Source organism: Microbacterium sp. ARD31 (assembly GCF_031844425.1).
The window spans coordinates 156,411-175,298 of sequence record NZ_JAUZVE010000013.1 but is presented as its reverse complement, the minus strand read 5'-3'; the positions used below and the strand labels follow the sequence as shown (position 1 = coordinate 175,298).

The 18,888-nt window shown below is 69.7% G+C and carries 15 protein-coding genes; 2 read left to right on the top strand and 13 right to left on the bottom strand.

The window, feature by feature from the left end:
* Positions 1-74: 74 nt before the first annotated feature.
* From Q9S36_RS26265 to Q9S36_RS26210, 12 genes are all read right to left on the bottom strand, one after another.
* Positions 75-3,656 carry a DNA-directed RNA polymerase subunit beta gene (locus Q9S36_RS26265; RefSeq protein WP_311287780.1) on the bottom strand — a complete coding sequence of 1,194 codons (3,582 nt, stop codon included), beginning with the start codon at positions 3,654-3,656 and terminating at the stop codon, positions 75-77.
* 246 nt (positions 3,657-3,902) lie between these two features.
* The gene (locus Q9S36_RS26260) at positions 3,903-4,664 is read right to left on the bottom strand and encodes a DnaJ domain-containing protein (protein WP_311287779.1); all 762 of its coding nucleotides are present in this window, start codon (positions 4,662-4,664) and stop codon (positions 3,903-3,905) included.
* The gene (locus tag Q9S36_RS26255) at positions 4,661-5,320 is read right to left on the bottom strand and encodes a hypothetical protein (protein ID WP_311287778.1); all 660 of its coding nucleotides are present in this window, start codon (positions 5,318-5,320) and stop codon (positions 4,661-4,663) included. The genes Q9S36_RS26260 and Q9S36_RS26255 overlap by 4 nt, the downstream gene beginning before the upstream one ends.
* Positions 5,321-5,366: 46 nt before the next feature.
* Positions 5,367-6,680: an MlaD family protein gene (locus Q9S36_RS26250; protein ID WP_311287777.1), complete on the bottom strand. Its 1,314-nt coding sequence runs from the start codon at positions 6,678-6,680 to the stop codon at positions 5,367-5,369.
* Entirely contained in the window at positions 6,677-8,119 is a 1,443-nt protein-coding gene (locus Q9S36_RS26245; protein WP_311287776.1) for an MCE family protein, read from the bottom strand. The genes Q9S36_RS26250 and Q9S36_RS26245 overlap by 4 nt, the downstream gene beginning before the upstream one ends.
* Positions 8,116-9,261, bottom strand: a complete 1,146-nt coding sequence (locus tag Q9S36_RS26240) for an MCE family protein (protein WP_311287775.1) — start codon at positions 9,259-9,261, stop codon at positions 8,116-8,118. Before Q9S36_RS26240 ends, Q9S36_RS26245 begins: the two co-directional genes overlap by 4 nt.
* Before the next feature lie 2 nt (positions 9,262-9,263).
* The gene (locus Q9S36_RS26235) at positions 9,264-10,226 is read right to left on the bottom strand and encodes an MCE family protein (RefSeq protein ID WP_311287774.1); all 963 of its coding nucleotides are present in this window, start codon (positions 10,224-10,226) and stop codon (positions 9,264-9,266) included.
* Positions 10,223-11,260, bottom strand: a complete 1,038-nt coding sequence (locus tag Q9S36_RS26230; protein ID WP_311287773.1) for an MlaD family protein — start codon at positions 11,258-11,260, stop codon at positions 10,223-10,225. Before Q9S36_RS26230 ends, Q9S36_RS26235 begins: the two co-directional genes overlap by 4 nt.
* Positions 11,257-12,531 (bottom strand): MCE family protein, encoded by a 1,275-nt coding sequence (locus tag Q9S36_RS26225; protein ID WP_311287772.1) that lies wholly within the window; start codon positions 12,529-12,531, stop codon positions 11,257-11,259. Before Q9S36_RS26225 ends, Q9S36_RS26230 begins: the two co-directional genes overlap by 4 nt.
* A 7-nt stretch (positions 12,532-12,538) precedes the next feature.
* Positions 12,539-13,369, bottom strand: a complete 831-nt coding sequence (locus tag Q9S36_RS26220) for an MlaE family ABC transporter permease (protein WP_396653850.1) — start codon at positions 13,367-13,369, stop codon at positions 12,539-12,541.
* Positions 13,366-14,151, bottom strand: a complete 786-nt coding sequence (locus tag Q9S36_RS26215) for an ABC transporter permease (protein WP_311287770.1) — start codon at positions 14,149-14,151, stop codon at positions 13,366-13,368. Before Q9S36_RS26215 ends, Q9S36_RS26220 begins: the two co-directional genes overlap by 4 nt.
* Before the next feature lie 6 nt (positions 14,152-14,157).
* Entirely contained in the window at positions 14,158-15,114 is a 957-nt protein-coding gene (locus Q9S36_RS26210) for an ABC transporter ATP-binding protein (protein WP_311287769.1), read from the bottom strand.
* A 409-nt stretch (positions 15,115-15,523) separates the two neighbouring features.
* Here Q9S36_RS26210 and Q9S36_RS26205 point away from each other — a divergent pair, with 409 nt between their 5' ends.
* Complete coding sequence (locus tag Q9S36_RS26205; protein WP_311287768.1) at positions 15,524-16,078, top strand: hypothetical protein; 555 nt, start codon at positions 15,524-15,526, stop codon at positions 16,076-16,078.
* A gap of 438 nt (positions 16,079-16,516) precedes the next feature.
* Entirely contained in the window at positions 16,517-17,872 is a 1,356-nt protein-coding gene (locus tag Q9S36_RS26200) for a DUF222 domain-containing protein (RefSeq protein WP_311287767.1), read from the top strand.
* A 47-nt stretch (positions 17,873-17,919) separates the two neighbouring features.
* Here Q9S36_RS26200 and Q9S36_RS26195 read toward each other — a convergent pair whose 3' ends face one another.
* Complete coding sequence (locus tag Q9S36_RS26195; RefSeq protein ID WP_311287766.1) at positions 17,920-18,888, bottom strand: hypothetical protein; 969 nt, start codon at positions 18,886-18,888, stop codon at positions 17,920-17,922.

Sequence of the window (18,888 nt, the reverse complement as noted above, 5' to 3'; positions counted from 1 at the left end):
CTTCGTTAGTACGGGGAAAAGAAGAGCTGGGGACTGGGCGGGGTACGCCGGCCAGTGGCCGGCGTACCTCTCGCTCAGACTTCTTCGACGGAGCTGGGCTCGCGGCGGGACAGGTCGATGCCGAGCTCCTCGGCCGCACGGAAGACGTCTTCCTCGGCGTCCTTGAGCTCGATCTGCGAACCGTCCTGGGACAGCACCTCCACGTTGAGGCAGAGGGACTGCATCTCCTTGACGAGCACCTTGAACGACTCGGGGATGCCCGAGTCGGGGATGTTCTCGCCCTTGACGATCGCCTCGTAGACCTTCACGCGGCCCGGCACGTCGTCGGACTTGATCGTCAGCAGCTCCTGGAGGGCGTAGGCGGCGCCGTAGGCCTCCATCGCCCAGACCTCCATCTCACCGAACCGCTGGCCACCGAACTGGGCCTTACCGCCCAGCGGCTGCTGCGTGATCATCGAGTAGGGGCCGGTCGAGCGGGCGTGGATCTTGTCGTCGACGAGGTGGTGGAGCTTCAGGATGTACATGTAGCCCACGGCCACCGGCTCCGGGAACGGCTCACCCGAGCGACCGTCGAAGAGGTTGGCCTTGCCGTCCTCCTTGACCATCCGCTCACCGTCACGGTTGGGCAGGGTCGAGCCGAGCAGGCCGGTGATCTCGTCCTCGCGGGCACCGTCGAAGACCGGGGTCGCGACCTTGGTGTCCGGGTCGGCCTTGTCGGCGCCGATGGCGATCAGGCGCTGCTTCCACTCGGCCTCGCCCTTCTCGCCGGACAGGTTGAGGTCCCAGCCCTGCTTGGCGAGCCAGCCCAGGTGGAGCTCGAGGATCTGGCCGATGTTCATACGACGCGGCACACCCAGCGGGTTGAGCACGACGTCGACCGGCGTGCCGTCCTCCATGAACGGCATGTCCTCGACGGGCAGGATCTTGGCGATGACGCCCTTGTTGCCGTGACGACCGGCGAGCTTGTCACCGACCGAGATCTTGCGCTTCTGGGCGACGTAGACGCGGACCAGCTGGTTGACGCCCGGGGGCAGGTCGTCGCCGTCCTCGCGGTCGAAGACCCGGACGCCGATGACCGTGCCGGACTCACCGTGGGGGACCTTCATCGAGGTGTCGCGCACCTCGCGCGCCTTCTCGCCGAAGATCGCGCGGAGCAGGCGCTCCTCGGGGGTCAGCTCGGTCTCGCCCTTGGGCGTGACCTTGCCGACGAGGATGTCACCGGTGGTGACCTCGGCGCCGATGCGGATGATGCCGCGCTCGTCGAGGTCGGCCAGCCCCTCCTCGGAGACGTTCGGGATGTCCCGGGTGATCTCCTCGGGGCCGAGCTTGGTGTCGCGGGCGTCGACCTCGTGCTCCTCGATGTGGATCGAGGTGAGGATGTCCTCCTGCACCAGGCGCTGGCTGAGGATGATCGCGTCCTCGTAGTTGTGGCCCTGCCACGGCATGAAGGCGACGAGCAGGTTGGTGCCCAGCGCCATCTCGGCGTCGTCGGTGCAGGGACCGTCGGCGATCGGCGTGCCGACCTCGAGGCGGTCACCGGCCTTCACCAGCGGGCGCTGGTTGATGCAGGTGCCCTGGTTGGAGCGACGGAACTTGGCCAGCTTGTAGGTCTGGTAGGTGCCGTCGTCGTTCATCGTCTCGATGGCGTCGGCGGACACCTCCTTGACCACACCGGCGTTGTCGGCGACGACCACGTCACCGGCGTCGACGGCGGCGCGGTACTCCATGCCGGTGCCGACCAGCGGGCTGTCGCTGGTGATCAGCGGCACGGCCTGGCGCTGCATGTTGGCGCCCATGAGCGCACGGTTGGCGTCGTCGTGCTCGAGGAAGGGGATCAGGGCCGTCGCGACCGACACCATCTGGCGCGGGGAGACGTCCATGTAGTCGACCTCCTCCGCCAGGATCGCGTCGACCTCGCCGTTCTTCTGGCGGACCAGGACCCGGTCCTCGACGAACTTCATGTTCGAGTCGAGGGGGGCGTTGGCCTGCGCGATGACGAAGCGGTCCTCGTCGTCGGCGGTGAGGTAGTCGATCTGGTCGGTGACGACGCCGTCGACGACCTTGCGGTAGGGCGTCTCGACGAAGCCGAACGGGTTGATCCGGCCGTAGGAGGCGAGCGAGCCGATCAGGCCGATGTTGGGGCCTTCCGGCGTCTCGATCGGGCACATGCGGCCGTAGTGCGACGGGTGGACGTCACGGACCTCCATGCCGGCGCGGTCACGGGACAGACCACCGGGACCGAGCGCCGAGAGGCGACGCTTGTGCGTCAGGCCGGCGATCGGGTTGGTCTGGTCCATGAACTGGCTCAGCTGCGAGGTGCCGAAGAACTCCTTCAGCGCCGCGACCACGGGACGGATGTTGATCAGGGACTGCGGCGTGATGGCCTCGACGTCCTGGGTCGTCATCCGCTCGCGGACCACGCGCTCCATGCGGGCCAGGCCCGTGCGGAGCTGGTTCTGGATGAGCTCGCCCACGGTGCGCATGCGGCGGTTGCCGAAGTGGTCGATGTCGTCGGCCTGGACCTTGACGGGGGCACCGTCCGGACCCTCGACGACGTTGCCCTCGGCGTCGACCAGGTCGGGCGCCTCGACCGGCGTGCCGGCCGCGTGCAGCTGCACGACGTAGCGGATCGCGGCCACGACGTCGTCGATGGTCAGCGTCTGCTGGTCGAAGGCCTCGTGCAGGCCGAGCTTCTTGTTGATCTTGTAGCGGCCGACCTTGGCGAGGTCGTAGCGCTTCGGGTTGAAGTAGAAGTTGTCCAGCAGCGCGCGGGCGGCCTCGGCGGCGACCTGCTCGCCCGGACGGAGCTTGCGGTAGATGTCGCGGAGCGCGAGGCGGGTGACCTCGTCGTTGACCTGCTCGGCGGTCGGGGCCTCGCCCCGGGCCTTCTTCTGCAGCTCCTCGTAGACGACCTCGTAGCGGACGCTGTCCTTCTCGAGCGTCAGCATCATGGACTCGTACTGGCCGAACTCCTCACGGATCTGGTCCGTGGTCCAGCCCAGGGCCTTGAGGAAGACGGTGACGGACTGCTTGCGCTTGCGGTCGATGCGCACGCCCACCTGGTCGCGCTTGTCGATCTCGAACTCGAGCCACGCGCCACGGCTCGGGATGAGCTTGGCGGTGAAGATGTCCTTGTCCGAGGTCTTGTCGGGCGTCGACTCGAAGTAGACGCCGGGCGAACGGACGAGCTGGGACACGACGACCCGCTCGGTGCCGTTGATGATGAAGGTGCCCTTCTTGGTCATCATGGGGAAGTCGCCCATGAAGACCGTCTGGCCCTTGATCTCGCCGGTCTCGTGGTTCATGAACTCGGCCGAGACGTAGAGCGGGCGGGAGTAGGTGAAGTCCTTCTCCTTGCACTCCTCCTCGGTGTACTTCTCGTCCAGGAAGACGGGGTTGTCGAAGGAGAGCATCATCGTCTCGGAGAAGTCCTCGATCGGGGAGATCTCCTCGAAGATCTCCTGCAGACCGGTCTTCTCGGAGACGTCCTCACCGGCAGCCCTGCGGGCAGCCACCGTCTCCTCCCAGCGCTCGTTGCCGACCAGCCAGTCGAAGCTGTCGGTCTGGAGCGAGATGAGGGCGGGAACCTCGAGAGGTTCGGTGATCTTTGCGAAAGAGGTGCGACGGTGGTTACCAGCGGAGCTGCGCGCGGCCAAGAGTTGTCCTCACAAATGATCAAGTGATCTCGGCGCCGGCCGACCACCGCAACAGCCGTCCGGAAGGCGTCGGGCATCTGAGGGCAGGCGCAAGGAGCCACGATAGCGCACTTGTGGACACGCCTCAAACGCGGGGTCGATTTCCCGAAGGGAGGAGTGCCACGCGTTGGCCACGACTATGAACGCCGAAGCGTCCGGGGTCAAGCAGAACGCGCCGAACCCACCCTGTCGGGCTAGCCCCGGCGACTACCCCTGGACGGGCGAGGTGACCAGGTCGTCGACGAGCCACTGGCCGTCGACGCGCTGCATCGACACCGTCACCTGGTCCTTGTAGACCGTGGGCTCGGCGCTGAGCTTGTTGGTCGTGGGCCGGTCCACGAAGACCAGCACCTGCACCCGGTCGTCGGCGGCCCGCACGATGCCAGAGGCGACCACCTCGGCCGTGACCCGGGTCTGGGTGCGCGGCGCGTTGTCCTCGAGCACGGCGAAGAGCTTGTCGTACTCGCTCTTGTAGCGACCCGTCATCAACGCGGTCGCGGCCTCCTGGTCGGCGTCGAGGTGCTCGTAGTCGTAGGACAGCACGGGTACGACGGCGCGCTCCGCCGCGACCTGGGCGTCGCGGGCGGCCGAGCCGTCGCCCCGCTCCCCCGCGGTCCAGGTCCACACGACGGCCGCGACGAGGCCGGCGGCGAGGACGCCGAGCCCGGCGAGGAGCCAGGTGGGCACGTCGCGCCGAGCGGCAGCGGGTCTCGTGACGGGCGCCGGGGTGTTCGGGGCGTCCTCCTCGACCACCGGCTCGGCGTGGGCGTCCTCCGCCGGCAGCGAGGCGTCGTACGACGCCCGGGCGGCGGGGTCGAGCAGCACCTTCGCCGCCCGGTTGAGGGCGTCGAAGCGGCGGTCGCCCGGCTCGAGGTCGGCGATCTGGGCCTTCCAGGCGGTCCGGACCTCGTCGGCGGAGGCGTCGCGCGAGACGTCGAGGAGGTCGTACCAGGTGGGTGCGTCGCTCACGGCGTGCTCCCCTCTCCCGAGCCCGAACCCGAGCCGTCCGAGCCGCTGACGGGGGTGAAGTCGTCGACGAGCCACTCGCCGTCGATGGTGACCAGGTCGACGGTGAAGCGGAAGGGCAGCGGCTCCTGCTGCACGGTCCGGGCCTTCTTCCCCGTGCCCTGGGCATAGCTGTCAGTGAAGGAGCCGGCGACGAGCACCCGGGCGGAGTCGTCGTCGATGGAGGACACCGCGGTGGCGAAGACGTCCGCGGTCCGGGTGATCCGGCCCTGGGCGACGAGCTGCTCCGCCGTGGCCACTTCCTTGTCGAAGTCGGCGGCGAACTTGGGGGTGATCACCTCGCGCACCTGCTCGCGGTAGGCCGGCATCTGCCCGGACTCGTCGAGCATGTCGGGGCTGTAGGTGCCCAGCCGCTTCACGAACTGGTCGGTCAGGCTCATCACCTGCTCGCGCTCGTCGGGCAGCTCGAGGCCGCCGCCGCCGGAGCCGCGGTCGGCGACGGACAGCCAGACCAGCAGCGCGACGCAGGTCACGACGACGATCGTCAGGGCGACGGCCAGCAGCGAGCGCCACCGGGGCGGGCGAGCCGGGGCGTCGGGCGCGGCCTCCCCGCCCTCGCGGGCATCGCGCCGCTGGGCGCGTTCGGACAGCACGGACATGTTCCCTCCCTCGGAACCAGGCTCCTCCTCCAAGGAGCCTGCCTGATCAACGACCGGTTGGCCCGGACGTCACGCCCTCGCCGAGCAGCGGCTCGAGGTAGAGCCACTTCCAGCTGTCCTGGCCGAGCGTCCGGGGCGAGGCCACCCGCGGCCCGACGAGGCGCTGGACCTTCGCCGGATCGGAGGTCAGCGTGCCGGTCGCCGGGTCGTAGGCGAGGTCCGGGTCCCCCCACCCGGTCGCGGCGCGCGGCGCCTGGATGTTCTGGGCGCCCCGGGCGTTGGTCTGCGACGCGGGAGCGGTGCACCCCGCGTCCTCCTTCATCGCGCGGTTGCTGCCGTCGAGGGGCGAGCGGCGGTCGGTGCCCTCGTAGCCCTGGAGGCACACGGGCGGCTCGTTGGTGAGCACCATGCCGAAGTGGGCGTCGTAGAGCCCGGTGCCGGGCGACTTCGAGACGACGGTGAAGCCGCCCTCGACGACGTACGGGTAGAGCACGAGCAGCTGCTCCACGCCGTCGAGGTGCTTGACCACGACCTCACCTGTGGTGACCAGGTTGTTGATCAGCTCGCCGAGCTCGACCTCGTTGTCCTCGAGGAAGGTGCGCAGCTCGTTGGCGCCCACCGACCCGTCCTCGATGAGCTTGCGGAGGTCCTTGTCGTGGGACGCAACGGTCGTCGTGAACGTCGACAGGTCGCGGGCGAAGCGGCGGAACGCGCCCTCCGAGGCGATCTGGCCCTTCAGGACCGTGTTGCTGTCGCGGATCAGGTCGACCGTCACGCCGAAGTTCTGGTCGGCGGCGGTGATGAACGCGTTGCTGCTGTCGAGGATCGTCTGCAGGTCCTCCCCCGCGCCCCCGAAGGCCTGGCCGAGCTCGGACGTCACCGTCCGCAGGTCGTCCTGGTCGACGCTGCGCACGGTCTCGTCGAGGTGGGTCAGGAGGGTGTCGGTCTGGATGGGGGTGGTGGTCCGGTCGCGCGCGATCTCGGACGTGTCCTGGAGGTACGGGCCCCGGTCGCTCTGCGGCTGGAGCTCGACGTACTGCTCGCCCACCGCGGAGCGGTTGCCGACGAGCGCGTGCGCGTCGGCGGGGATCCGGTCGAACTCGTCGTCGATCTCGAGCACGAGGTCCACGCCGTCGTCGGTGAGCCGGAGCTCGTCGACCTCGCCCACCCGGACCCCGCGGTAGGACACCTCGGCGCCGGCGAAGGCACCGCCGGAGTCGGCGAAGTGCGCCACCACCGTGTAGCTCTGGTCCACGAGCAGGCGGTCGAGCCGCGCGTAGCGAGCCCCGACGAAGCTGACGCCGACGAGCGTGATGAGGGCGAAGACCAGCAGCTGCACCTTGGTCCGACGGGTGATCATCGCTGCACCATCCCGGGGACGAGGAGGCTGACGAGGGCGGGGTCGTACATCTCGGTCAGCTGGCGCACGGTCGGCCCCCGCCGTGGATCGGGGGGTGGCTGGGTGTCGTACGTCCCGGGGCGCGGCAGGCCCGGCAGTGTGATCGTCGGGAGCGTGGGCACCGGCACGGTGGGCAGGGTCGGGGTGGGCAGCGGGACGGTCGGGGTGCCCGAGCCGCCGCACAGGCCGGGGACGGGGTACTGCTGGCACACGGCGCTGATGACGGATCCCGGCAGCCCGATGCACGCGGTGACGTCACCGCGGCGCAGTCCCTCGAGGCAGTCGTTGATGGCGTCGAGCGCGTCCTGGCACAGCCGGCTCGAGTCGGGCAGCGGGCCGTCCTGCGGGAGGGCGCTCAGGGGGATGCAGGCCTCGGTCGGCAGGGTGGTGGGGATCGTCGTCGGCACGCTCGTCAGGTCGACGTCGAGCGTGATGGAGAGGTTGGTGTAGTCGCCCATGTGCAGGTTGCGTGCGACCTGCGGGTCGCGACCGACCACCTCGTCCACGAACGGGTAGGTCAAGAAGACGTGGAAGGCGTTGGTGAAGTCGTCGCCCGACGCGGCGAGCTGGGTGAGCACCGGGTTGAGGCGGCGCAGCGAGGTGATGGTTGCGTCCTTGGACCGCGCGATGACGTCGACGGCGACCGACGACAGCTGGTCGAGCGCCCCGAGCATCTCGACCAGGTCGTCGCGCTGCCGGTCGATCGACTCGAGCGCGCTGGGCAGCTCGTCGAGCGCCTTGTCGATGGTGGGGAGCTGCTTCTCGGCGGCGATCGCGAGGCGGTTGAGCTGCTCGATCGCACGGACGATGTCGGCCTTGTTGTCGTCGAGCTGGCCCATGAAGGTGCGCAGGTTGCGCAGGACCGACCGCGCGGAGTCCTCGCGCCCGTCGAGGGCGGCGTTGAGCTCCTGGGTGATGGTCTTGAGCTGGGCCACGCCACCGCCGTTGAGGAGGAGGCTCAGCGCGCCGAGCACCTCCTCGACCTCCGGGTTGCGGCCCGCCCGCTCGATCGGGATCGTCGCCCCGTCGGAGAGCCGGTCGTCGATGGCGCCCTGCTCGGGCGCGCTCAGCTCGACGAACTTCTCGCCGAGCAGGCTGGTCTGGCGCAGCTCGGCGACCGCGTTGCCGGGCAGGTCGACGTCGCGGCGCACCTGCAGGGTCACTAGTGCCTGGTAGCCCTGGAGGTCGATGTCGGTCACCTTGCCGACGCTGACGTCGTTGACCTTGACCGTGGACTGGGGAACCAGGTCGAGGACGTCGGCGAACTCGACCTTGATCGTCATCGGGTTCTCGCCGACGTCGGGGCCGCCGGGCAGCGGCAGGCCGTAGACGCTGAAGTCGCAGGCGGAGAGGACCATCGCCACCAGCACGCCCAGCACGACCACCTTGATGCGCTTCACCGCTCCACCTCCACGAGACCACCGAGGGTGGGGTCGAAGACGTCCTGCGCCGGCAGCCGGCCGGCCCCACCCAGCGCGCCCGGGCGGCTCCTGTCGAGGAGTCGGGTGATCTGGTTGCACACCTGGCCCGAGCGCTCCACCTGCCCGACGAAGCCGCACAGGAAGGCGGCGGGGTCGGCCTCGAGCTGGTGGATCGACTCACCGAAGTTGGCCCGGGTGTCGAGCGTGCCGGCCTGCGGGTTGTAGGTGAGGGCGAGGTTGTTCAGCGCACCCGGCGCGACGTGCAGGATCTCGTCGAGCGCGTCGCGCTGCCGCACGAGCACCTTCGAGACGCGGTTGAGCCCGGAGATGTTGCGGCTAAGGGAGCCCTTGTTCTCCTCCACGAACCCCTTCACCGCGGTCAGCGCCACGGACAGGTTCTTCGTCGCCGCGACGAGCTCCTGGCGCTCGCCGCTCAGCATGGTGGAGACGTCCGCGAGCGACTGGTTGAACTGCCGGACGGTCTGGTCGTTGTCGGCGAGGGTCTCCATGAAGCCCTCCAGCGCCTCGACCGAGCCGAACAGCTCCTCCTTGTTGCCGGCGAGCGTGGAGCTGAGGCGGGAGAAGTCCTTGATCGTCTGGCGGAAGGTGGTGCCCTGCCCGCCGAAGTTGTCGGCGGTGACCGACAGCAGGTCGGAGAGCGCGCCGGTGCGGTTGGCGCCTCGCGGGCCGAGCGCCACGTTGAGCCGGTCGAGGCTGTCGTAGATCTGGTCCAGCTCGAGGGGCTCGGAGGTCTGCTCGACGCCCAGCTCGGCGCCGTCGGCCAGCACGTCGCCGGTCCCGGTGTAGGCCGGGGTGAGCTGGACGTAGCGGTCGCCCACCACGGACGGCGCGATGATGACGGCCTTGGCGTCGGCGGGCAGCTTCACGGTGTCGTCGTACGCCATCGTCACGGTGACGTCGGTGCCCGTGGGCTCGACCCGGGTCACCGTCCCGACGGGCACGCCGAGGACCCGGACGTCGCTGCCCTCGTAGACGGAGATGGTGCGCGGGAAGTGCGCCACGACGGTCCTGGTGCTGTCGCCGCCGAGGACGCTGACGGCGGCCGCGGCCACGAAGCCGAGCACCACGAGCGGGACGAGGAGACGCTTGACGAGGTCCATGGTCAGCCCACCTGCGGGACGGGGGGGAAGTTGGAGATCCAGGTGTCGAACCACGGCCCGGTGCCGAGGGTGTTGGCGAACACCCGGTAGAACGGCGCCATCAGGCGGAGGCTGGCGTCGATGTTGTCCTCGTTCTTGTTGAGGACCGCGACGACGTTCTCGAGGTGGGCCAGGGCCGGCTTCAGGTCCGCGCGCGACTGCTCGATCAGGGCGGTCAGCTCCTTGGACAGGGTGGTGCTGGACACCAGGAGGTCGTGCACCGCGTCGCGCCGCGCGACGAGCGCACGGAACAGCACGTCGCTGTCGCGCATCAGCGCGATGATGTCCTCGTCGCGGGCGTCGAGGACCTTCGAGACCCGCTCGAGGTTCTGCAGCAGGGTGTTGAGCTGCTCGTCCTTGGCGGCCACGTTGGCCGAGAGACGGCTGAGCCCGCCCAGCGCGCCGCGGAACTCCTCGGGGGTGTTGCGGGTGAGGTCGGCCAGCGTGGTCAGCGACTCGGCGAGCTGGTCGGTGTCGATCTGCTCGGAGGTCGAGGCGAGGCCCTCGAACGCCTCTACCACGTCGAAGGGCGAGGACGTCCGCGCCGCGGGGATGGTGGCGCCCTCGTCGAGCTGGCCGCCGCCGGCCGGCTCGAGCGCGAGGAACATCGAGCCGAGGATCGTCTTGACCTTGATCGCCGCCCGGGTCTCGCTGCCGAAGTCGGCGGCGTCGTCGACCTTGAAGCTCACCTTGACCTGGCCGTCGTCGAGCTCGATCTCGTCGACCTTGCCCACCCGTACGCCGGCGATGCGGACCTCGTCGTTGACCTTGAGCCCGCCGGCCTCGGTGAACATGGCGTGGTAGGTGTCGCCGCCGCCGATCACGGGGAGGTCGTCGGCGCGCAGGGCGGCCACCATCACCATCGCCAGGACGACCAGGCTCACGGCGCCGACGACGACGGGGTTGCGTTCGCGGAAGGGAGTCATCCGAGATCACACCTGTCGGAGCCGGTGTTGTACTTCACCGGGATCGAGGCCCCGGCGGGCAGGTTGACCCGGCCCTGGAACTCGCAGAGGTAGAAGTTGAAGAACGAGCCGTAGATCGCCGTACGACCGATCTTGTTGAGCTTGATCGGCAGGACCTGCAGGGCGCGGTCGAGCTCGGCCTTGTTCTTGTCGATGTTGCCCGCGACGGCCCGCAGCTCCTTGATGTCCTTGACGAAGGGCTCGCGGATCCCGTCGATGAGCGAGGCGGTCTCGACCGAGAGGGCCGAGACGTCCTCGAGGGAGTCCAGGATCGCGTTGCGGTCCTTCTTCAGCCCGCCGACGAGGGTGCGGAAGGAGTCGATGAGCCGCGTGAGCTGCTGGTCGCGGTCGGCGACGTGGTCGAGGACCAGCGAGAGGTTGTCGATCAGGTCGCCGATCACCTCGTCGCGGTCCGCCAGCGTCGAGGTGACCGAGGCGGTGTGCGCGAGCAGACCCTCGAGCGTCCCGCCCTCGCCCTGGAAGACCTGGACGAGCTCGTAGGAGAGCTGGTTGACGTCCTCGGGCGAGAGAGCCTGGAACAGCGGCTTGAAGCCGTTGAACAGGACGGTGAGGTCGAGCGCCGGGTGGGTGCGCGAGACCGGGATGGTGGAGCCGGCGGGCAGCCGCCGGGTGTCGCCGACCTCCTGGGTCAGCGAGATGTAGCGCTGGCCGACGAGGTTGCGGTAGCGGATGGCGGCGTTCGTCCCCCCGTTGACCGCGGTCTCCTCGTCCACGGAGAAGGTGACCAGGGCGCGGGTGCGGTCGACGATCTCGACCTCGCTGACCGTCCCGACGCGGACACCGGCGACCCGGATGTCGTCGCCCTTGTTCACCCCGGTGGCATCCGTGAACTCGGCGCGGTACTCGCGCGACGACCCGAAGCCGATGTTGCCGATGGTGACCACCAGCACCGTCGTGGCGAGCGAGGTCACCACCACGAAGACCAGGAGCTTGACCAGGTCCACGGAGGTCCTGGCGTCGAGGATGCGGCTCATCGCAGCGACACCTCCGCCCCACGCGCCATCGGGCCGACGAGCAGCACGCCCAGGTCCGGTACGTCGTCCGCGCCGACGCCGAGACCGGGCGCGAGCAGCGCCTTGAGCAGGGCCGACTCGTCGCGGCCGCCGGCGTACCCGGCGGCGGTGCCGGACCACCCGGGACCGACCCGGCTGGTGCCCTTGCCCGTGGGTTCGTCCACGCCGTCGACGAAGTTGGGCTGGTGGGTGACCGGGTTGCTCTGCGACCACGGCGGGGTGGGCAGCCGCCCGCAGTAGTAGCCGCGCTTGTCGCCGTAGACCGGCGCGTCCTGCGGGCCGTAGGCGCGGGGCTGGTTGGGCAGGGTCTCCAGCACGATGTGCAGCGTGAACCCGCGGAAGGCCTCCGCCTGGAGCTTGCCGGCTCCGACGATGCCGCCGAGCAGGCAGGGGTAGCCGGGGGCGTACCGGGCGAAGACCTCGAGCTGCGCCGACGCGAGGTCGCCGAGCCGCACCAGGTTGTCGCCGTTGTCGCGGGTGAACCGTTCGGCGACCGCTGCGAACCTCGAGACGTCGTTGAACAGCGCCTTCAGCTTGTCCTCGCGGTCCTCCAGCGTGCTGGTGGTGGTGATCGTGTTGCGCAGGATGGTGGCGACCTCGGGGAGCACGTCGGCGTAGGTGTCGGAGACCTCGGCGGTGAGGCGCAGGTCCTCGATCAGCCCGGGGAGCTCGGGGTTGAACCTGGTGAGGTAGCCGTCGAGCGTCTCCAGGCTCTCGCCGAGCTGCTCGCCGCGACCCTCGAGGGCGGTCGCGATGGCGTTGAGCGTGGTGTTGAGGTCGGCCGGCTGGACGGCGCGCAGCAGCGGGTAGAGGTCGCTGAGGACCTGCTCGACCTCGATCGAGAGGTCAGTGCGCCGGATCTCGTCGCCGTCCTCGATGGGCGGCGCCGAGGACCCACCCTCCGGCACGATGAGCGACACGAACTTCTCACCGAACAGCGTCTTGGGCAGGATCGAGGCGGTGACGTCGCGGGGGATCTCGGCGGTGCGGTCCTGGTAGAGGCCGAGGGTCACGTCGGCGCCGTCGGGGGTGGGCTCGTAGTCGAGCACCTCGCCGACGATGACCCCCTTGATCTTCACGTCCGCGCGCTGCGGGAGCTGGAGCCCGATGCGCGAGGCGTGCACGACGACCTCGTCGTAGTCGCTGAACTTCTGGGTGAACACGCCGTAGGTCGCCCACGCGCCGGCCAGCATCAGCACGAGGAAGACGACTCCCAGGGACTTGCGCCTCATCGCCCGCTCACCCCGCCAGCCGCACGGTGGTGGCCGCGCCCCAGATGGCCATGGACAGGAACAGGTCGAGCACGTTGATGGCGACGATGCTCGTGCGCACCGCGCGACCGACGGCGACGCCGACGCCGGCGGGACCGCCGGAGGCGGTGTAGCCGTGGTAGCAGTGGATGAGGATGACGGTGACGGCGAAGACCAGCACCTTGCCGAAGGACCACAGCACGTCGCCGGGCGGCAGGAACGCGTTGAAGTAGTGGTCGTAGGTGCCCGAGGACTGGCCGTAGATCTGGGTCACCACGAGCCTGCTGGCGAAGTACGACGACAGCAGCCCGACGACGTACAGCGGGATGATCGCGATCAGGCCGCCGATGACGCGGGTGGCCACCAGGAACGGCATCGACGGGATCGCCATCACCTCGAGCGCGTCGACCTCCTCCGAGATCCGCATCGCGCCGAGCTGGGCGGTGAAGCCGCACCCGACGGTGGCGGCCAGCGCGATGCCCGCGACGAGCGGGGCGATCTCGCGGGTGTTGAAGTAGGCGGAGACGAAGCCGGAGAAGGCGGCCGTGCCGAGCTGGTTGAGCGCGGCGTAGCCGGAGAGACCGACCTGCGCGCCGGTGAAGAACGTCATCCCGATGATGACGCCCACGGTGCCGCCGATGACGGCCAGCGCGCCCGAGCCCAAGGTCACCTCGGCGAGGATCCGCATGATCTCGCGGGGGTAGCGGGTGACCGAGCGCGGCACCGCCTTGAGCACGCCGAGGTGGAAGGCGAGCTGCTCGCCGAGGCTGTCGAGCGAGGCGAGCGGCTTGGCGTAGACGTCCTTGAGGGCCATCGTCATCCGCCCTTCGGGGGCACGACCTGCAGGTAGATCATGCTCAGGACGAAGTTGGCGACGAAGAGCAGCAGGAACGTGATGACCACCGACTCGTTGACCGCGTCGCCCACGCCCTTCGGGCCGCCGTTGGCGTTCATGCCCTTGTAGGACGCCACGATCGCGGCGATCAGCCCGAAGACCAGCGCCTTGATGAGGCCGATCCAGAGGTCCGGCAGCTGGGCGAGGGCGGTGAAGCTGGCGAGGTAGGCGCCGGGGGTGCCGTCCTGGAGGATCACGTTGAAGACGTAGCCGCCGGTCACGCCCACGACGCTGACCATGCCGTTGAGGAAGAAAGCGACGAGCATGCAGGCGAGCACCCGCGGCACCACGAGGCGCTGGATGGGGTCGATGCCCAGCACCATCATCGCGTCGAGCTCTTCCCGGATCTTGCGAGCACCGAGGTCCGCGGCGATCGCGGAGCCGCCGGCGCCGGCGATGAGCAGGGCGGTGCCGATCGGCGCCGCCTGCTGGATCACGGCCAGCACCGACGCCGACCCGGTGAAGGACTGCGCGCCGAACTGCTTGATCAGCCCGCCGACCTGCAGCGCGATGACGGCACCGAAGGGGATGGCGACCAGCGCCGTCGGGATGATCGTCACCGAGGCGATGAACCACGACTGCTGGATGAACTCCCGCAGCTGGAAGGGTCGCCGGAACAGCCCGCGGAAGACGTCGAGCGCGAACGCGAAGAGGTTGCCGGCGACGCCGATGGGCGCCAGGGCACGCGAGGTCAGGGAGGTGGCCACAGCGCGTCAGACCCCCGGTGCCAGGCCGGCGTTGCTGGACTCGAACGAGCCCGGGGGCGGCGTCACGCCGTGCTCGCGGCACCACTCCCCCGCCGGCCGCTGGCTGCGGCGCGGGACGCCGTTGGACGGGTCGAGCTGGAGCGGGATCGGGGGCAGCGGCGGCAGCTCCTGGCCGGCCTCCGCAGCGAGCTCGTCGGCGTCCTTCTCCTCGGACATGCCGATCGGCCCCACGCGCTGGGCGTTGAGGAACTGGCGTACGACCGGCTCCTCCGAGCTGAGCAGCTGCTCGCGGGGGCCGAACATCGCGAGGTGGCGGTGGTAGAGCAGCCCGATGTTGTCGGGCACGGTGCGCGCGGTGTTGATGTCGTGGGTGACGATCAGGAACGTCGCGTCGATCTGGGCGTTGAGGTCGACGATGAGCTGGTTGAGGAACGCCGTGCGGACCGGGTCGAGACCGGAGTCGGGCTCGTCGAAGAGCACGATCTCGGGGTCGAGCACGAGCGCACGGGCCAGGCCGGCGCGCTTGCGCATGCCGCCGGAGATCTCGCCGGGCAGCTTGTCCTCGGCGCCGAGGAGGCCGACGAGGTCCATCTTCTCCATGACGATGTCGCGGACCTCGGACTCGGACTTCCTCGTGTGCTCGCGCAGCGGGAACGCGACGTTGTCGTAGAGGTTCATCGAGCCGAACATCGCGCCGTCCTGGAACAGCACGCCGAACAGCTTGCGGATCTCGTAGAGCTCGCGCTCCGAGCAGCTGGCGATGTCGGTGCCCTCGATGACGATCGAGCCCTTGTCGGGCTTGATCAGGCCGATGAGGGTCTTGAGGAAGACCGACTTGCCCGTGCCCGAGGGGCCGAGCATCACGCAGATCTCACCGGCGGGGATGGTCAGGGTGACGTCGCCCCAGATGAGCTGCTTGCCGAACGACTTGGTGAGGTCGGTGACCTGGATCTCGACACCCATGCGCGGCGGTTCCCCTTCCCTCCCCCGGTGGTGCTGACGTGGCTACTACTGGGTAGTCCAACGCCGGACTGCGCGAGAGGTTACGCCCCGGTGCGACGCTCGTCACTCGCCCGAGTGGGCGAGTCGGGTGGGGGTGTGGACGGGCAGGGGTGGTCGGCCTCGGCATTCGGCACGGATGCGTCCTGGGGCCCTGGCCGCGGCCATGTCCTGCACCGTGTCGGCAGTCCGTTCGAATGATGCCGAGGGACCTCCTACCGACGGCCGCGCTGGTGTGACGGTCACCAGGCACGAGCCGGGCCACACGCACATGGCTGAGGACTGACCACCCGTTTCGCCATTACGCAGCGCGCCGAGAGCACCGCTGGCACCCTTGGGCGACCTGTCTAGGCCATCCGATGGAGACCACACCTTGAAGAAGCTCGCCGCCGCCCTCGTCGCCGCCGCCTTGGCCCTGAGCGCAGCGCCCGCGCACGCGGACGTCACCAAGATCGATCCGAGCAATGACGGGGGCATGTCGAACGGCCCGGAGGTGGACGCGGGTCTCAAGGCAGCCGGGGAGCTGACCAAGGTGACGCTCGCGCCGGGCGACAAGACCATCACCGTCACCGTGCGTGTGGGCGCGGTGCATCGAGATGGCAGCGCTCAGAACGCAACCCGTCAGTCGTTCCTCTTCTCCTTCGATCGCATCGTCGATGGGTTCTCCTACTATCGCTCGTTCGAGTTCCGCAACACCGATGGCAAGGTGCGGATGCAGGGAAACGGCGTGCCCCCGAGCTCCCGATGCCGATCGGTCGTGAAGTACGGCGCCAAGAACCTCTCCATCACGCTCCCTTGGACGTGCATGGGCGAATTCACCCGCGGCTCATTCGTCGGCTCCCTCTACGTGAGCCTGCAAGCATCGAGCGCCACGCAGTTCACGGGGGACGCACTGGTCACCAAGGGCAAGGGCTTCCTGCTTCGCTAGCACCGACGTGGACAAGGGGCCGCTGGGTCGACCCCTGACCTGGCCAACCAGGTGGGTAGCCACGCCACAGTGCCAGCGCCGCCGGAACGATGTGATCCCGCGGGGCGCCTGCCGGCTTGCTCAGGGCTCGAGCTGGCGCGCAATCCTCGTGTGAAGGTGCGTCTGGTCCACACGACGAACGAACGAATCCGGCCACGCGTATGCAGCGTCGGGATGTCCACGCACCGCGACATTGCGCCGCGTAAGCCGCAGTCAAGACTGCTGTCCCCGTCCGGGCACCGGCCCGATGTCGGTGGTGACGGCTAAAGTCGGAGACAGATTCGAGCGAGCGAGCTCGGGCCCTTCCTGAAGCCGATGATCCGGCTGTACCCACCTCTCTGTTGCTGGCCCCGTCCGTAGTTGTCGGTGCGCCCAAGGGTGGCGCGGGAGGGTCAGTCAGTGAGCGCCGTACCTGCCGAGCAGCCCCACGCGGGTTCACGCGAGGGTGGGTGGCGTGCGCCGGGAACGCAGCCGGTGGCGTCGGCGGTGGTGGACCAGGCGCTGGCGCGGGTGCACGCGTCGCTGAGCGAGCTGGCCGAGGTGGGTGAGGTGTCGCTCGGAGGCTTCTCGGACGGCGACGTGATGCGGCTGCTCGACGGGCTCACTGCAGCGTCGAGCCGCGTTACCCGGGAGCTGTGCCGGGTGGTGGCCGAGGCCGACCGCCGGCGGCTCCAGGACGCGACCGGCGCCCGCCATGTCCACCAGTGGTGGGCTGGGCGTAGTCGTCACACGCACGCCGACGCGGCCCGGCTGAGCAGGCTGGCGCGGGCACTCGAAGAGCCTTTGCACGCGCCGACCGCGCGTGCGCTCGCGGCGGGCGAGCTGCGGGTGGAGCAGGCCCGGGTGATCGTCGACGCGGTCGACGCGATCCCCACGTCCGTCCGCACCGCCGACGGGGTGACCCGGATCATCGGTCCAGGAGTGCGGGAGCAGGCACGCGACCACCTGCTGGCCGCCGCGGCCGAGCACGACGCCAAGGCGCTGCGCCGCCTCGGGCGGCGGATCCTCGACGTGGTCGCCGCCGAGCTCGGGGAGGCCCAGGAAGCCGCCACCCTGACGAGGGAGGAGACCCGCGCCGCCGCGAGCGTCGGCTTCACCATGGTCGACGACGGCCACGGTCGCTGCCACGGCCGGTTCACCCTGCCCTCCCACATCGGCGCCATGCTCAAGCGCCACCTCCTCGCCCTGGCCAACCCCGCCCGCCACACCGAGGCCGAGCTCCGTGACGAGACCGGCGGCTGGAAGCCGCTGCGCCGGCGCCTCGGCGAGGCGTTGATCGAGTACGTCGAGCGCTACCCCTCCGACGCCACACCCCAGACCGCCGGCGTCAGCGCCACCGTCGTGATCACCATGACCCTCGAGCAGCTCCTCGGCGAGCACGCCACCGCACTCCTCGACGACGGCACCCGCATGAGTGCCGGGCAGGCGCGGCGGTTGGCGTGCGAGGCCGGGATCATCCCCGCCGTCCTCGACGGCGAAGGCCAGGTCCTCGACCTGGGCCGCACCCGGCGGCTGTTCACCAAGGCCCAGCGCATCGCCCTCGGCCTGCGCGACCGCGGCTGCACCGCCCGCGGCTGCGAAACCACCGCGTCGGGGTGCCACGCCCACCACGACGACCCCTGGTCCCGCGGCGGCCGCACCGACCTCGCCAACGGCCGCCTCCTGTGCCCCCGCCACCACCGCCTCGCCCACGACGCCCGCTACGCCATGACTGTCCACGCCGACAACAAGGTCACCTTCACCCGGCGGACGTGAGCACGCACTGAGGAAGTGCGTTCCCGGGGGCCGCGTCTGCTCGTCGGTCACGCCAGGGCGGCGTACGCCCGGGCGAGTGCGTGGAACGCCTCCTTGGGACGCCAGTTCGCGACGTCGTCGGGCGGGACAGCCACCAGGCCGAACCCAGCCAGGTCCAGGTCGTGCGCCGGATCCTCGGGACGGTGGGGGAAGTCGGCCATGCAGAACGTGAAGGCGAAGCAGCCGTCCACACCGACGTCGTCGTAGACGTCCACGAGCTCGGCGAGGTAGGCCGCCTGAACGGACTCGTCGCGCTCGACCCCGCCCTTGATGCGCGGCGGGTCGACCAGCCAGTTGACCATCAGGAACGAACCGGGGCCGCGCACGTCACCGCCGACCTGCGCCCCGCAGCCGAACTCGGTGATCACCACGGGCTTCCCAGCCGACGCGACGAGGTCGGCCACGCGCCGCCGGTAGCCGGCGGCGTCCGTGCCGGTGCGGTAGAGGTTCACCCCGACGAAGTCGAACGGCCCGTGGTCCACCTCCTCCCACATCGCGGCGCAGTAGCCGATCGGGCCGCCGAAGTGACCGCGCGCCACCTCCGCCGCACGGACCAGCAGCTGGTTCACGCGCCGGCTGATGCGGCGTCGGAGCAGCGAGCGGGCTCGCAGGATCACCATGAGCCGTGACAGCTCGCCCAGGCCGGGGACGATCCCGGGTGTGGTCATCGACAGCTCGTTGCCGACGATCAGGCTGACCTTCCCGGGCGCCGAGGCACGCAGGCCCTCGGCCGCCACCGCGGCAGTGCGCAGGTGATCCAGCAACGCACGCGCCCGGACGTTCCCGGGGTGGGGTCGAACGACGACGTCCAGGCCCTCGGCCAGAGCGATCGCGGCGGCCTCGACGAGGCTGTCGACGTCGCTGTCGACCACCATCACGCTCGTGCAGGACAGGTCGTGACGAATGGTCCGCATGATGCGGGCCACCTCGTCGGGCTCGTGCACCCCCGACATGTACGACACCCCGCGCGTGCGCAT